12 protein-coding genes and 4 tRNA genes are annotated in these 15,672 nt (G+C 46.4%); 2 read left to right on the top strand and 14 right to left on the bottom strand.

The genetic code is table 11. The features are described from left to right. The 13 genes from SPSYN_RS05110 to SPSYN_RS05050 form a co-directional block, all read right to left on the bottom strand. Positions 1–2,941, bottom strand: a 2,941-nt coding sequence (locus tag SPSYN_RS05110; RefSeq protein ID WP_161821443.1) for an FAD-dependent oxidoreductase, incomplete at its 3' end; no start/stop codon positions are given. 178 nt (positions 2,942–3,119) lie between these two features. After that, on the bottom strand, positions 3,120–4,271 hold the full coding sequence (locus SPSYN_RS05105) for a (Fe-S)-binding protein (RefSeq protein ID WP_161821386.1): 1,152 nt from the start codon (positions 4,269–4,271) through the stop codon (positions 3,120–3,122). Positions 4,272–4,309: 38 nt separating this feature from the next. Further along, a complete protein-coding gene (locus SPSYN_RS05100) occupies positions 4,310–4,849 on the bottom strand; it encodes a 4Fe-4S dicluster domain-containing protein (RefSeq protein ID WP_161821385.1) in 540 nt (179 codons plus the stop codon). Next, entirely contained in the window at positions 4,836–6,821 is a 1,986-nt protein-coding gene (locus SPSYN_RS05095; protein WP_161821384.1) for an aldehyde ferredoxin oxidoreductase N-terminal domain-containing protein, read from the bottom strand. Before SPSYN_RS05095 ends, SPSYN_RS05100 begins: the two co-directional genes overlap by 14 nt. 328 nt (positions 6,822–7,149) lie before the next feature. Next, positions 7,150–7,317, bottom strand: a complete 168-nt coding sequence (locus SPSYN_RS05090) for a YezD family protein (RefSeq protein WP_341478850.1) — start codon at positions 7,315–7,317, stop codon at positions 7,150–7,152. Positions 7,318–7,936: 619 nt separating this feature from the next. Continuing rightward, positions 7,937–8,011 (bottom strand) — tRNA-Cys (locus tag SPSYN_RS05085). Positions 8,012–8,166: 155 nt separating this feature from the next. Continuing rightward, positions 8,167–9,501 carry a S8 family peptidase gene (locus SPSYN_RS05080; RefSeq protein ID WP_161821383.1) on the bottom strand — a complete coding sequence of 445 codons (1,335 nt, stop codon included), beginning with the start codon at positions 9,499–9,501 and terminating at the stop codon, positions 8,167–8,169. A 150-nt stretch (positions 9,502–9,651) separates the two neighbouring features. Next, positions 9,652–9,726: transfer RNA gene (locus SPSYN_RS05075), tRNA-Gly, on the bottom strand. Between the two features lie 3 nt (positions 9,727–9,729). Next, positions 9,730–9,805, bottom strand: a tRNA-Phe gene (locus SPSYN_RS05070). Between the two features lie 6 nt (positions 9,806–9,811). Continuing rightward, positions 9,812–9,888: transfer RNA gene (locus SPSYN_RS05065), tRNA-Asp, on the bottom strand. A 76-nt stretch (positions 9,889–9,964) separates the two neighbouring features. Beyond that, positions 9,965–10,837: an agmatinase gene (gene speB / locus SPSYN_RS05060; RefSeq protein ID WP_161821382.1), complete on the bottom strand. Its 873-nt coding sequence runs from the start codon at positions 10,835–10,837 to the stop codon at positions 9,965–9,967. A 21-nt stretch (positions 10,838–10,858) separates the two neighbouring features. After that, on the bottom strand, positions 10,859–11,695 hold the full coding sequence (gene speE / locus SPSYN_RS05055; RefSeq protein WP_161821381.1) for a polyamine aminopropyltransferase: 837 nt from the start codon (positions 11,693–11,695) through the stop codon (positions 10,859–10,861). Between the two features lie 21 nt (positions 11,696–11,716). Continuing rightward, positions 11,717–12,175, bottom strand: a complete 459-nt coding sequence (locus SPSYN_RS05050) for a pyruvoyl-dependent arginine decarboxylase (RefSeq protein WP_161821380.1) — start codon at positions 12,173–12,175, stop codon at positions 11,717–11,719. Positions 12,176–12,350: 175 nt separating this feature from the next. Here SPSYN_RS05050 and SPSYN_RS05045 point away from each other — a divergent pair, with 175 nt between their 5' ends. Continuing rightward, positions 12,351–12,824 carry a general stress protein gene (locus SPSYN_RS05045; RefSeq protein WP_161821379.1) on the top strand — a complete coding sequence of 158 codons (474 nt, stop codon included), beginning with the start codon at positions 12,351–12,353 and terminating at the stop codon, positions 12,822–12,824. Between the two features lie 51 nt (positions 12,825–12,875). Here SPSYN_RS05045 and SPSYN_RS05040 read toward each other — a convergent pair whose 3' ends face one another. Further along, on the bottom strand, positions 12,876–13,730 hold the full coding sequence (locus SPSYN_RS05040; RefSeq protein ID WP_161821378.1) for a TIM barrel protein: 855 nt from the start codon (positions 13,728–13,730) through the stop codon (positions 12,876–12,878). Positions 13,731–13,934: 204 nt separating this feature from the next. Between SPSYN_RS05040 and SPSYN_RS05035 the strand changes: the two genes are divergently transcribed. Then, positions 13,935–15,518 carry an ABC transporter substrate-binding protein gene (locus SPSYN_RS05035; protein WP_161821377.1) on the top strand — a complete coding sequence of 528 codons (1,584 nt, stop codon included), beginning with the start codon at positions 13,935–13,937 and terminating at the stop codon, positions 15,516–15,518. Positions 15,519–15,672 lie beyond the last annotated feature (154 nt).

Raw genomic sequence — 15,672 nt, 5'->3', positions numbered from 1 at the left:
CTGGCGGACATTTGGTATTACAGAGGCCACATCCTTTACACAGTACCGGGTTAACTTCAACCCTTTTGGCCTTATTTAACACCAGGGCGCCATATGTGCAGACTTCAACGCAGGCCCCACAGCCCATGCATTTCTTCTCATCTACCACGCATACAGAGCCGGACGCAACAACTGTATCACGGGAGAGGAGTGTTAAGACACGACCAGCTGCTCCATATGATTGGTTAATTGTTTCCGGTATATGCTTGGGATAGTGGGCCAATCCACACAGGTATACGCCTTCTGTTGCAAATTCAACCGGTCTTAATTTGACATGGGCTTCTTTAAAGAACCCGTCCGGGCTTAACACTACTTTAAATAAGTCGGCTAATTCTTTGGTGTCTGCGGAGGGAACTATAGCAGCCGCCAAAGATACTATATTAGCGTATAGTTCAAGTTTCTTACCGAGAACTGGATCGGTCACGGTAACTACCAGGCATTCTTCACCTTCATCATCCTCACCGACTTCTACCTCAGGCGGGTCTTCCGGCTCCCAGCGAATAAACCTGACTTCCTTGTCGGCCGCTTCACGGTAGAAATCTTCTTTTAATCCATATGTTCTCATGTCTCTAAAGAGGATGTAGACATCTTTCTCCGGATCTTGCTCTTTTAGGGACAGTGCATTTTTGACTGCCTCGCTGCAGCAGATGCGGGCGCAATATTTTCTATCTTCATTCCGGCAGCCTACGCATTGTAACATTACTATACTTTGGGCGTTCATGACTTTTTCGTCTTGTTGGGCTATTAGTTCATCCAGTTCCAGGTGGGTTACTACCCGTTCATCTTCGCCGTACATGTATTCGGTGGGTTGATATAATTCAGCTCCGGTAGCCAGTACGACGGCTCCGTGTTTTATTTCAAATTTGCCTGTTTCGGATACGCCCCTGGTCACGAAATTACCTACGTAACCGGTAGCTTCTGTGATGGTGGCTTTATGATAGACACGGATCATGGGATGTTGATATACTTGGCTGATTAGTTCACGCAAGTAAGCTTGCACATCCAGCCCTTCCAGGGTGTGGTGGACTCTTCTTGAGATACCCCCGAGCTCTGCGTTCTTTTCTATTAGGTGGACAGGGTGTCCCTGTTTGGCTATGGATAGTGCTGCGTTCATACCGGCGATACCGCCGCCAACCACTAAGGCAGTCTTATTTACTGACAGGTCAAATTCTTGTAAGGCCTCTAGGTGGGCTGCCCTGGCCACGGACATCCGGATGATATCCCAGGCTTTCTTGGTGGCTTCTTCCGGCTCTTTTGCGTGGACCCAGGAGTCGTGCTCACGGATGTTGGCGAATTCGAAGTAATACTGGTTTATACCGGCCTCACGTACGGTATCACGGAATAAAGGCTCCAGGGTTCTGGGGGAGCAGGCCGCGATAACTACGCGGTTGAGTCCTAGATCTCTGGTGATATCTGTTATTTCTTGAGCCGAGTTTGTTGCACAGGAAAATACCTGATTTGTTGCAAAAACTACATTAGGCAAGGTTTTACAATATTCCACTGTTGAAGGAATGTCTACTACTCTGCTGATATTGGCACCGCAATGGCAGACAAATACTCCGATCTTTGGTTCCTCAGCCGATACATCTCTTTCCGGCGGGTATACCCTTTCTGTGGACAGGTTGCCGCGTCTGTAGTCGAGGAGTTCACCGCATTGGGAGCCCGCTCCGCTGGCGCTGAAAACAGATTCCGGGATGTCTATCGGGCCCTGGAAGGCTCCGCTGACAAAGATTCCGGGTCTGGTGGTCTCCATGGGATTGGTGAGACTGATCTTGGCAAAATCATGACCGGTTAATTCAATGCCGAATGTATCAGCAATTTTGTGGGCTTCCAAAGGTGGATTCAAACCAATGGATAGCACCACCATGTCAAATTCTTCCTCTTTTATTCCTTCATCAGGAGTGGAATAGCGGATGGTGACGTTCTTGGTTACCGGGTCTTCCCTGGTTATTGATACATAGCTCCTGATGAAGCGAACTCCGGGTAAACTTGATGCTCTGGTATAGAATTGTTCAAAGTCCTTACCATAGGAGCGAATATCGTTGTGGAATATTGTGCATTCTGCTTCTGCGTCGTGATCTTTGGTTAAAATTACATGCTTCTGGGCGTAGGAGCAGCAGACAGCTGAGCAGTAGCTGTTACCGCCGGGGATAACCTGTCTGGAGCCAACGCATTGAATCCAGGCTAATTTATGGGGATGTTTCTTGTCTGATGCTCGCAGTATTTCACCTCCGTATGGTCCGGTGGCGCCTAGCAGGCGTTCAAAGTCCATACTGGTTACTACGTTGGCGTACTCGCCGTAGTGATATTCTGTTCTGACAGAGGGGTCATAGGGTTCAAAGCCGTTGGCTAGAATTACTGCCCCGACATTTACTTCGGTAATTTTATCTGTTTGCGTAAAGTCTATTGCGTTGTTTTCACATACTCCTTCGCAGAGTCGGCATTTGTTCTCTTTAAGGTAAAGGCAGCTGTCGTCTATATATGCTACCAGGGGTATGGCCTGTGGGAAGAAGACATGTACGGCTTTGTTATTTGATATATTTTGGTTATATTGGTCCGGGTATTGTGCCGGGCAGTATTCTACACAGGTAGCACAACCTGTACACTGTACCTCGTTGATATATTTAGGTCTGGTACGCAGTGTTACTTTAAAGTTTCCCGGGTCTCCTACAATATCTTCAACTTCAGTATAGGTGAGAACTTCTATATTTGGATGCCGGCCGACCTCGACCAGCTTTGGCGAGAGTATTCACATCGAGCAGTCGTTGGTGGGGAAGGTTTTGTCGAGCTGGGCCATATGACCGCCTATGCTCGGCCACTTTTCCACCATATATACTCTAAAGCCGGCGGTAGCTAAATCGAGCGAGGCTTGAATGCCGCTGATACCGCCACCTACTACCATTACATCGCCAAAATTGCCTTCTGAACGGCTGGTATATATTTGTTTAAGTTGTTGTTTTATTTCATTCTCCACTTTCTATCACCTCATTTCATATCCGATACTATGCATGCGCATGGGTACCTTAACCTCTTTGCCCATATAAGGGACAATCCTCTGCGGGAGGATTGTCCTCTTTGCTTTATATTAGTTCTTGGAGAACTTCCGTGAGGTCTTTTATTTCGATGGTGTTATCATAGTTCATGTTTACTCTTGCGTCTTCAAAGTTTGTGACGCAGTACGGACAGGTGGTTACCAGTTCTTGTGCTCCCAGGGCTACTGCTTGTTCTAATCTTAGGTTAACGAATCGATCGGCCATGAGAGTATCCACCCAGATCCTGCCACCGCCCATGCCGCAGCAGAGACTGTTTACCCGATTTTCTTCAAATTCTACTAGTTGTAGGCCAGGTATGTTCTTTAGCACGTCCCGGGGGGCGTCATAGATGTTATTGTGACGGCCCAGGTAACAGGGGTCATGGTAGATTACTTTTTTCGCGTATTCTTTTTTGAGTTGTAGTCTGCCTTCTTTTATTAGTTGGTTGATGTATTCGGAGATGTGCACTATCTCAAAGTTTACATTAAATTCAGGGTATTCGTTCTTAAAGGTATGGTAGCAGTGGGGGGAAGATACTATTATTTTCTTTACCCCGTGGTCGATCCAGCTTTTTATGTTGGCTTTGGCCAGTTCTTTAAACATTTCTTCGTTTCCGGTTTTGCGAATGCTTTCTCCGCAGCAGTTCTCTTCTTCGCCCAGGATTCCGTATTCCACGCCTGCTGCGTTGAGGACTTTTGCTGTTGCTACTGCTACTTTCTTTAAACGCGGGTCATAGCACAGGTAGCAGCCGGGGAAATACAGGGCTTCCATGCCTTCTTCGTAGGTCTTTACATTCAAGCCCTTGGACCAGTCGGCACGGTTAGCGCGCGGTTCGCCAAAGGGGTTGCCTTCTGCGCCCAGACCGGCGGTTACAGCGCGCACTGGTTTGATATGTTCGGGGAATACGCCATATCCCGTGGCCATTCGACGCACTGCCATCATGTTTTGTATCTGCTTGACTTCTCTGGGGCATACTTCCTGGCATCTACCGCAGGTGGTGCAGCGCCAGATCTCTTCGTTTTCAATTTCGGTCAAACCAAAGGTGGCTTCGCGGATCAGTTTTCGCATGCTGAATACTCTTACTCTGTTCCAGGGACAGACTGTATCGCATTTTCCGCATTGATAGCAGTATTTAACCGGATAGCCACCGTACTCTTTTATCTCCTCTATTACTTCTTTGATGGGGGTTTCAGTATCCACATAATCCCCTTCTTTCAACTAATGTTTTTGCTTTCATGTTAGCTCTTCTCCGACATGCGAGCCAAGGTGGCTACCACATTATCTAAGCCATATGAGTCTACTACAGATTTGATGCTCATCTCCATCATGTCGGACTTAAAGACGTCGTCCTCTTCAACTTCTCTTTCCTCGTAAACCAGGACATTATTTAAGCAGACTTGCACACAAAGGGGCTCTTTTTGTGGCGGATCGTCTTCACACATATCACATTTAAGCGGCAGTTTGGAATCCGGTTCCTTAAACAGATCCCTGGATGGGCATGGTTGTCTACAAAAGGCGCACTCACCGTATTCCTTTCCATCAATCACATAGATATCTCTACCCATACATTCGGCAGGAGTATATTCACCGGCAAATACAGGCAGCCAAATATTTTTTAGCCGGTGAGTAATCACCTGGATACGTGACCTGGCCGGATTAATAATGTCATATTTGGGCGTAGAATGAAAACCAGAGCAAGCGATCTCACATGCCCGGCAGCCATTACATTTGTCTGCATCAATTTTGATAGTCTTGATTTTCCTCTTAGTTTTGCTCATCCTTTAACACCCCTCTCCTTTGAAGCTCATCTGCCACATAATCTAAATCTAACTCATGCAATCTCTCTTTAGTAGGAACACCATCATAATTCCATCCCTTATAATGGTAATACGTAGTTAAGAGGTTTTCCTCAATCTCGGGAAATCTACGCTTCCAATGGTCTTCCGGCGGTTTCTCATCTTCTCTCTTTACGCCTCTTAAAATATTAAAAGCTCTGTGCAAATTCCGACTTCTATTAACTATTTTTTTTACCGCGGCTTCGTCTACTTCCATACCAGTCGCTGCCGAGATCAATTTGGGGAAAACATGTACATGATAAGGTGGCTTTAGGCAAAATGATGACATACCGGCACAAATTCCAAGGGCGTCATCAATATTGTGTAGCATCTCCATCCAATCTACAATTTCACTAGCAATTTGTGGAGTCGGGTAATATGGGTTTGCCATTTCTCCCCGCGGTTCCCAATCCAAGAAATATTTCTTAAACTTTTCATCAGGAAGCTGAGGCCAGTCTTTAACGAATTCAATTCTATCCTCCATTTTTTCGAAAGGTGCCTGGGGCCAATTCCCTTCAATTTGGGTAATGCTTAACTTCTCATTGGTGCCATACATAAGGAAATACAGAGGATCCAGCATACCCAGCTTGATATTCATCTGTTCATGCTTCTTGGTAGTATTATGATCGTATGCTAACGCACGGGTATCGCCGCGATCTGCAGCGATCCTGCGAGCTGCCCAATAAGTGCCGTCAGCGAGGTAATCCCCAATTCCTTCACGATGAGCTAAACGGTCAAGCAACCAGAAAAATCTTCCTTCATTATCAGACGGACAGCCTTCAAAGTCTTTATCAGTAAAGATACCATCTTCATAAAGCTCAACAGCAAAAGCTAAAATTTGCGGGGTTGAGAATGAGTCCACCCCATATTCAAAGGCTTGCTTACAAATTTTAAATGAAAAACTCAGGTCGTCTACATAAGCCCCCATAGCATAAGTAAGTTTCGAAAAACATTTCATCATGTATGCCGGGACACCCTTGTAGTCAATTAAGCCACCGCATTGCTGTGGGCAGTTATAGCAGCTAATAAGCCGCTTCACCGTATTTAATTGAAGCTTCGTCCAACTCTCTTCAATTTCTTCAGTCCAGAAAGTCTTTCTCCGTTCGCGAGCATTTCCCCAGGCAAAACTTTCAGTATGCCACTTCTCATCAGTGTGTTTCATCTCCTGCGGTGACCCAATCCCGGATAGGATGGTCATTACTTGTGGAATGGGATTTGCGTTACGGTATTTTATATAATCCGTCACTTCTTGCAAACGCTCCATAAATTTAGCACCATTATAAAGATAAAGATTTTTTGTTCCCCGGACAGCTATCGCCTTTATGTTTTTGTCACCCATAACGGCGCCTCCACCGCCCCGGCTGGAGCTTGACCTGGATTGCTCAATTGAAGCCACGAAAACCCGGTTTTCACCAGCCAGGCCGATAGCGGCCACCTGAGCTCTCGGCTCGTTTAGCTCCTCCTTAATAAGTTCTTGCGTTTCAAGAGCACCTTTACCCTTCAAATGAGAGGCATCACGTATTTCTACTTTGTCGTTATTTATCCATATATAAACAAGCTTAGGAGCCTTGTTGCGGAAAATCACCTTGTCATAACCGGCATACTTTAATTCCGCTGCTAAGAACCCCCCCATCATGGGATAGGCAAGCAAATTCGTCTGAGGAGAAATGAAGGTAAAAAGGGTACGATTAGCACTATGGGCAGGTGTACCGCAAAAAAGACCGGCACTCATTATCAGTAGATTCCCAGAATCAAACGGCTTAGTCTCTGGTGGTACCCTATCCCAGTGCATTTTGACGGAGGTACCAAGGCCTCCCAAGTGTGTAGCCATTAATTTCGGGTCAGTTTCGACCTTCTCAATGTTACCTGTGGCAAGGTCAATTTCTAAGTTATAGCCTGTCTCTGCGTATCTCATTTTTCAACCCCTCTATAACTTTTTTATCCATTTGGCATCAACGCAACAAAATTTTAACCATTCGAACATTTAGGCATTACGACCGGTGAAGATAAGTCCTGTTACTATATACCCCCCTCCCTTAATGTTTTCTTTAGTAATCGATAGGTTCGTCAAAGATGTTCAACTTGTTTTAGAGCAAACTGCAGTTAGTTAAACTTCTTATCTACCTTATTAATTGAAAAAGGCTAAGGAATTGTTAAATTAAACAATTCCTTAGCCTCCAGTTTGTCTGGTCAACTAACTAAAACAGAGTATCAAATTAATAAATCGGAACTAAAAAACAAAATTATTTGAAACGTTCTTTCTCCAATTTCTCAATCTGAATTATTTGTCCATCCTGAACTATAATATTGACTGAACCAAATTTTAAACTTTTTATTGCAGCAATTATTTTTTGTTGTAACACTGCTGGAATAGTCTCTTTTTCAGCGATCTTCTTATTAACATGTATCAAGTTGTCACCCCCAGAAATAACAAAGCAGAAGATAACCGATAAATTATTAAGTATTTGTTTTTATTATAAATTATGAGAAGTGGCATCCACCCAATCTTTTGAACATCTCTGCCAAACTATCTTAAAAGACCACAGTTTTACTGCTTATTAATTTAAATGCTTTCCTTATGTTTTTTAAGCATAACCCTTAGTCGTCTTAACAGGTACTTTCATAATTATAAAACTATAAATATTGTTGTACTATTATTTTAAAGTGATCGTTATGCTTTTTTAAGCATAACGATCACTTACACCACTCTCACCCACATTAGAAGTAACTACTAGAATACGACAATTGTATTGTAGAGGAAATAAGGAACAAATATAATCACACAATAGGATGGAAGAATGATTAGCCTGAGGATGAAAAAAAGGATAACACCTGGGTTACTGTCACTCACACTTTATTATTAACCTCTATGGTGTAATCCCTAGCTAAGGACTTTACAAAACAGTGTTTGGCTTGATGCTAAATTATCGTTCATTTTCAAAACTTCGTGTGCCAAATTGTCTTGTTTAAGGAGCATATAAAAAAAGGATTATAACGCTAAAAAACGTTATAATCCTTCTCATAAAAAATTGGAGGCGACACCCGGATTTGAACCGGGGGATAAAGGATTTGCAGTCCTCTGCCTTACCACTTGGCTATGTCGCCTTATTTCATTGACCTCTGCATCGGCAATAATAATATTAGCAAATTACCGCCGGTCAGTCAAGGGGGTAATTTGAACCAGGCATTATAAATGGTTCAAGTTACAGATCACCATTAAAAGGACTGATTAGAAAGGATGCATAAAGAACGCATCCTTTCTAATCAGCTGTAGGCGCGGGCTGCTCTTCTGGTACTAGCTTTAATGCCGCCGCTGCATCTACCAAACCGGCCCCCTGATCGTTGACCGTATATTGATTAAAGGGACGACTGGAGCTTATCAGAATTTCCTTAACCTGGTCAGGGCTGAGATCCGGTTTAACCTCCAGCAGTAAAGCCGCCACACCGGCGCAAATGGGGGTAGCCATCGAGGTACCGGATAAGACGGTATAGTTATCATCATACCGGGAAACATTGTTACTTCTATCCAAATGCGAACCAGGCGAGCGCAGAGAAATAATATTGGTGCCCGGTGTCACCAGGTCTGGTTTGGCAAGTCCATCAACGGTTGGTCCACGGCTGGAGAAATCCGCCACTTCATCATCGCTTATATCAGTGGAATTAAAGTCATTAGTAGCTCCTACGGTTATCACAATCGGGTCAATGGCCGGGCTACCAATGGTATTATTGTCAGGACCTTCGTTACCGGCAGCAGCGCAAACAACCACACCCGAACGCCAGAGTTCTTCCACCGCCTGGCACAGCGGGTCGTCTTTATATGACTGCTCTGCAGCACCTCCCAGGGATAGGTTAGCTACCTTAATATTATACTGCTCCCGGTTATCCCTGCACCATTGCACTGCATGAATGATGGTGGAAAGACTACCCGAACCGTATTTGCCCAGCACCCGAAGGCCTATCAAATTTGCCCCCGGCGCCGTGCCCCGAAATTTGCCGGCCGAGCAACTGCCATTCCCGGCAACACAACCGGCTACATGAGTACCATGGCCGTTATCGTCATAAGCTTCAGTTTTATTGTTTACAAAATCCTTAAAATAGGTAACCCGGCCAGCTAAATCAGGATGAGGATAAATTCCCGTATCAATAACCGCTACCGTTACCCCGGCCCCAGTATATGGTACTTCACCCGGAGACTGCCACAAATCCGGGGCACCTACTGTTGGGGCAGCGATATTTAAAAGCGCCCTTACCTCATAATCATACCAGACCTTTACTACGGACTTATGCTGCGCCACTTTTTCCAGTTTCTCAGTGCTAAGTTCAGCGGACACGGCATTAATAATATCCAGCTCTCTATTCGCTTTAAACCCCAGTATGCTGGAAAGTGTACGCAGGCTACCCGCATTCCTGACCAAGGGATCGAACTGAATAATCACCTTGTGCTTGTGCAGCTTTCTTTTTAACTTATACACCCAATCCTGCAGGAAACACGGTATAAATTTAATAGGTTTATACTCTGCTAATACCCTTTTCTTTAGTGTTGAGCATAACTTAAGCCTGTTTTCCCGCAGCCATTCGACTTGGTAGAATAACATGACCATACCTCCTTATTTGGTTAGTTAACATGTTATTCCACCGCGGGTTAATCTGTGACTGCGCATACGGAGGGCAGGGAAAAGTAAAGAAAGGGAAGGCTAGTAAGGCAAAAAAAAACCCGCCATTTGGCAGGTTATTCTTTTATAAACTGGAGCGGAAGACGGGATTCGAACCCGCGACCCTCGCCTTGGCAAGGCGATGCTCTACCACTGAGCTACTTCCGCATATGGTGCCACGAGCCGGAATCGAACCAGCGACACGAGGATTTTCAGTCCTCTGCTCTACCGACTGAGCTATCGTGGCTTATACTGGCGGAGCTGACGGGAATCGAACCCGCGATCTTCGGCGTGACAGGCCGACATGTTAGACCGCTACACCACAGCTCCGCACTTGCTTTGAACCGGTTTACCAAGGCACCCAGTTCACTGACAATGTTAAGTATACAAAAAAAATGCTTTTATGTCAAATGGAATTTTCTTTGCCAAACAGCAAAATTGCCTCCCTCACCAACTTGGCCGCCAGCAATGCAGTGCGGTCTGTCTGGTCATACACCGGGCAAACCTCAACCAAATCCATACCCACCACATTTAAATCCTTAAGCATATGCAACGCCGCGATAATTTCCGAAGAACTGCACCCGCCCGGCTCAGGCGTACCCGTACCCGGAGCAAAAGCCGGGTCAACAACGTCGATATCCAGGGTCACATAAACCGGGCGCCCGTGTAGCCGGTCAACTACTTTCCTCAGCGGGTTGAGTATCTCAAATGAGTAAAACCCGGTGTTTTCCCGCCCATAATCGAATTCCTCAGCAGTGCCGGATCGGATCCCGAACTGGTATAGGTTATGGCTGCCTACCACCTCCGCCACCCGGCGCATCACCGTGGCATGGGACATAGTTTCCCCAAGGTAATCGCTGCGCAGGTCGGCATGAGCGTCAAAATGCAACACAGTCAGGTCAGGGTATTTATTAGCCATTTGCTTAACCGGTGCCAGGGTAATTAAATGTTCTCCGCCCAAGATCAGCAGGAATTTATCGTCCTTTAGAAGACGGCCAATCACTTCCTCCATCCGGAGCAGACTTTGGGATACGTTACCGAAGGGCAGCAGTACATCGCCGGCATCGTAATAGCTGTAATTCTTCAAATCTTTATGCTGGTAAGGACTATATTCCTCCAAACCTATGGAAACCTCCCGGATGCGTCGAGGTCCGGAGCGGGTACCCGGCCGGTAGCTAACAGTAAAATCCATCGGTGCACCTAGCAGAACCACTCGTGACAGCCGATAGTCAGTAGTAGCCCCCATAAAACCGCCACAGCGTTCTAAAAGGTCGTCCATTATCCGAACCCTCCGATATTATTATCTCGGCAATAATTCCTTGACAAAGGGCTGTAGCATAAAAGCAGTACGGTGAATTTCAGACGAATACCACTTGGTGTTAAGGGCAGCAATTTTAGCTTCATCCAAGACCACCGTCTTAGGGTCATACATTTTAGAGCCCATAGTAAAGGTCCAATAGCCTCCGGGATAGGTTGGGACCACCGCCCAGTATAACCTGGTCACCGGAAATATACCGTTAACAGTGGCGGTTATTTGCTTAATTAGCTCACTGTTGAAGAAAGGCGATTCTGTCTGGGCAACAAATAGCCCGTCCCCGGTCAGCGCCTCGAAAACGCTGCGATAAAACTCTTCGCTAAAAAGACCCACCGCCGGGCCAACCGGGTCGGTGGAATCAACGATGATCATATCATAAACACCTTTGTTATCCTTCACATGTTTGATACCATCATCCACCACTATTTCCACCCGGGGGTCGGCAAAGCCGCAGCTCAACTCGGGAAAGAATTTTTTTGCCACGTCAATGACCATCTGGTCAATTTCAACGTGTACAACCCGCTCAATGCCCTGGTGCTTAACTATTTCCCGTACTGCGCCCCCGTCCCCGCCGCCGATCACCAGCACTTTTTTGGGATTGGGATGGGTGTTTAGACCCACATGGGTAATCATTTCATGATAAACAAATTCATCCTTTAGGTTAGTCTGGATTACATTGTCCAGGGTAAGCATACGCCCGAATTCAACAGTATCCAGAACCGCTACTTTTTGAAAGGGTGAAACGTCACTGAACAGGACCTCCCTCACCCTGCAGCCAATCCGTAAATCATTAGTTTGATCTTCAGTGAACCATACCTCCAACTGTTATCCCTCCTGAACCATTTAATAGTACATCGGCACAGCCGCCAGTGCGCAGCCCACTTTTTCTACCCGGTGCTCTACGGCGGCGATTTTCATATCCTTTAACTCCATACCCCGCGATATAAAGGCCTCCCGGAGCATAGATTCAATTTTCGCCACTACCTCATCACGGCTGCAGCGCCCGGCAGTTTCCATTATCACGCCAAAGGTGTCCTCAGAAAAACCCACTCCTACCGCAGCAGCAATCAGCTCGCCCGGCACATCACTGCAAATATACCCGTAAGCAGTGGGTACCAGTGATCCGGGTGGAATGACTAAATCAGGATCGTATTCCGCAGCGGGAGGTAAGATACTGCTTACTTTGAGCAAGTTAATATTGCCTATTTTACCTGCCAGCAATGCATTATCAAACGCGGTTAGTTCGCTATGACCTTCCGCGGCAGCGGCTGTTAAAAAAAACTTCTTTGGGGTCGGTAACATGCTGATAATCCCCTTCCAGTACTAATTTTTGCAAAACAACAAAGTTTATTATATCAAACCCTGGAAAAAAATAAACCGTATAATTCTACATTTAACGTTATTTTTATACCTTTACGCATATTATCCCGGACAGCGTGAGATATTAAAAAAGTACTGGTTAAAGGAGGTTATCAATATGAAAACAGTATTAAGCACTTTCCCCAACCAAGATGCAGCTGAAAAAGCAGTAGCCGAGCTGCGCCAAAAGGGATTTGACAAAGACATATCTATCATTGCCAGGGACGGGCAAAACAGAGAAAATAATCAATACACCACTATGGGTAACAATAGCGTCACTGATGGCGTCACCACCGGCGGGGTATTGGGCGGGCTGGCAGGTCTCGCCGTGGGTGCAGGCGCACTGGCCATCCCGGGCATTGGACCGCTGATTGCCGCCGGCCCCATTGCCGGTCTGCTTTCCGGTGCCGCCACCGGTGGCATTGCCGGCGGTCTGGTAGACTGGGGTATCCCCCAGGAGCGCAGCCAGTTTTATGAGGATAGAGTTAAGCAAGGCAACATTTTAGTTTCTGTCCGCACCGAGGACAACCGCATTAACGAAGCCGCCGACACGCTGAGACGTTATGGCGCACAGGATGTGGAAACACACTAAAAAATTATCTACTTTACACCACTTAAAAAGGACGCAAAACAGCGTCCTTTTTTATTGCATGGATTCATATATTTGCCGGTAAACCAGCGCGTCCTCAGCCTGCCGTCCGGCAGATTCACAGATTATTGTAGGGGTCATATTTCGTTCAGTAATTAACCTGGCCAAATGGGTAAAATCAGGACCATATCCTTCATCCAGCACGGTGCGATGCCGGCGCTCCCCGGCCCGGGTGAATTCTATTTGAGAAAAATGGATGTGCAGGCTGGTTAACGCCCCGACACCCAGAGCCGCCTCAATCCGGTCCAGAACCGTATTAAAGTCGGCCGCCTCGCTCAAGGCACCCGCACCGGCAGCATGAAGATGTCCAAAATCAATTGCCGGCATAACTTTGCCTTCTACGGTACACAGTTCCAAAATTTCATCCAGATTACCTAACTGAGCCGGCTTACCCATGGTCTCCGGTGCCACCACGATATCCCCCAGCCCCTCAACCCGCGCAATATCCAGCAGCTCTGCCAGGTGCTCTTTAGCCCGGCTTAAAGCAGCAGGCCGGTCATCCCCCACCTTTCCTCCCGGATGCAGCACCACTGTCAGCGCCCCCATCCACTTAGCCGCCCACATCGAATCCAGGAAGTGCTTGCGGGTTTTATCCCTGATCCCCGGGTCCGCACTCCCCAGGCTGATATAGTACGGCGCATGAATGCTTAACGCTATATTATACTCGCGGGCTGCCTCACCTAATTTTACAGCAGTTGCTTCCTTTATATGTACCCCCCGCACACACTGGTATTCATAAGCATTAAGCCCCAGGCCGGCAAGCCACCTGGGCATGTCCAGAGAGGACTTAAAACCCGCCTCATAAAAAGAATCGCTATTTCCTGCCGGACCAAAACGCACTTGGCTCATATCTGTGTTCCCTTCTTATTTAAATATGTATCTATCTTACCATATATCATCAGCGTGTAGCCACATAGCATAAAAAAACCGCAATAACTGGCTACGGCTTATGTTTTATTATTATTTTTCTCATAAATTTAAAAGGATATTTAATAATTTTACAGTATTAGTATATTATGGCAGACAGCAATCATTGCACGGGAGATGATAAACATGACAAAGCCTTTTAATCTGCTTGTTCTTAGCCTTCTTTGCCTATTAACATTCACCTTGCTGGTTCAATCAAAAACAGGTAAAGATATGCCAACCACCACGCAAACATCCGACAGCAAACGCATTATCATTGCACAAAAGCACGCCGTATCCACACTAGATCCGGCAGTCGCTACCGATACCGGCTCAATCCGGTTAATAGCCAACATATTTGAAGGACTGGTGCGGTTTAAGCCAGGCACCGCCCAAATCGAACCATGCCTGGCGACGTCCTGGAAAGTATCGGAAGACGGGTTAATTTACACCTTTGACCTGCGCCGTGGAGTCAGCTTTCATGACGGTATCGCCCTGGACGCATCGGCAGTGCAAGCCAGTGTACAAAAACAAATAGCCAACCGGCCCAAGGATGCCACCACCTACTCTGATTTTGTTTACGCCCCGTTAGAAAAGATAAAAATAATTGATCAATATACCATTGAGTTTCATTTAAAATATCCATATGCGCCATTATTAAACAACCTGGCCATGCCTATGGCGGCACCAATTGTCAGCCCGGCTACCTCACACCTGCCCACTGATAAATTAGGCGCCCACCCGGCAGGCACAGGTCCTTTTAGCTATGCCGGTCAAGAAGAAAACGGCATACTGCTAAAGGCCAACCTCGATTACTGGAATGATCCGCCGCCGACAGAGGAAATATTATTTATCAGCGAACCAGCAGCCGAGCAGCGAGTGCAAAAGCTGCTCAGCGGCCAAATTGATATCGCCCTCGACCTCACCTTTGCACAAACTGCCCAACTGCGTTTTCAGGGGTATCCGGTGCTGCGGGATACCGGCCTGGATATCGGCTACCTTGGCTTCTATACCGACCGCGAGCCGTTTAACCAGGCTGCTGTACGCCAGGCGGTGGTTTGTTCCATAAACCACCAGGAAATTTTAGAAAATTTATGGCCCCAGGAAACACGCCCGGCTCATGGACCACTGCCGCCGTCCGTACTTGGTTATAACACTAAATTAACACAAGTTAAATACGAACCGGATAAGTCTGCCCAACTTTTACAGGAAGCCGGATTTGATAAAGGTCTGTCTTTTACGCTAATTACTTATACTGAGCCACGCCCTTACAGTCCCGGAGGCGGTAAAGTTTTAGCTGAAGCTCTGGCCAAGTCGCTGGCCGGGCATAACATTACTGTAAAGGTTCAGGCCTATCCCTGGCAGCAATTCAAACAGGCCTTGACCCGCCGGGAGGGGGACGCTTTTCTATATGGTTGGATCAGCGACAATGGTGACCCGGATAATTTCCTATCTACCCTGCTAGCGGAAAACCAGATCAATAACGGGCTGAATATCACCCGTTACCACGGCAAAGCATTGGAAACCTTACTGGCGAGCGGCCGTCGCACTGCTGACTCGGAAACCAGGCAGCAAATTTACCACCAGGCGCAGCAAATCATCAACCAGGACGCACCCTGGCTGATCCTTAACCATAGCCTGCACCACGCTGCTACCTCACCCCAAATTCAAGGCTTTATATTAAGTCCTACAGACTGGCCGTTATTATACGGAGTTGCAAAAGTATACTAAAAATATTCCATTAACTTCCTTAAATAATAGTAGAATTTTGGCACATAATATGTTCGAAAGTTTTTTACCTGACTAACTTGGCGTAAATCTCCCACTTTTAAAAATGGGAGTACAACGCCAATTAAGTCATGCATTTGCAGTTCTAAAATTCAAG

Source organism: Sporotomaculum syntrophicum, from assembly GCF_009932395.1.
Classification (GTDB): Bacteria; Bacillota; Desulfotomaculia; order Desulfotomaculales; family Desulfallaceae; genus Sporotomaculum; species Sporotomaculum syntrophicum.
The sequence above is the reverse complement of the archived record's forward strand: the minus strand, read 5'-3'. Positions and strand labels throughout refer to the sequence as shown.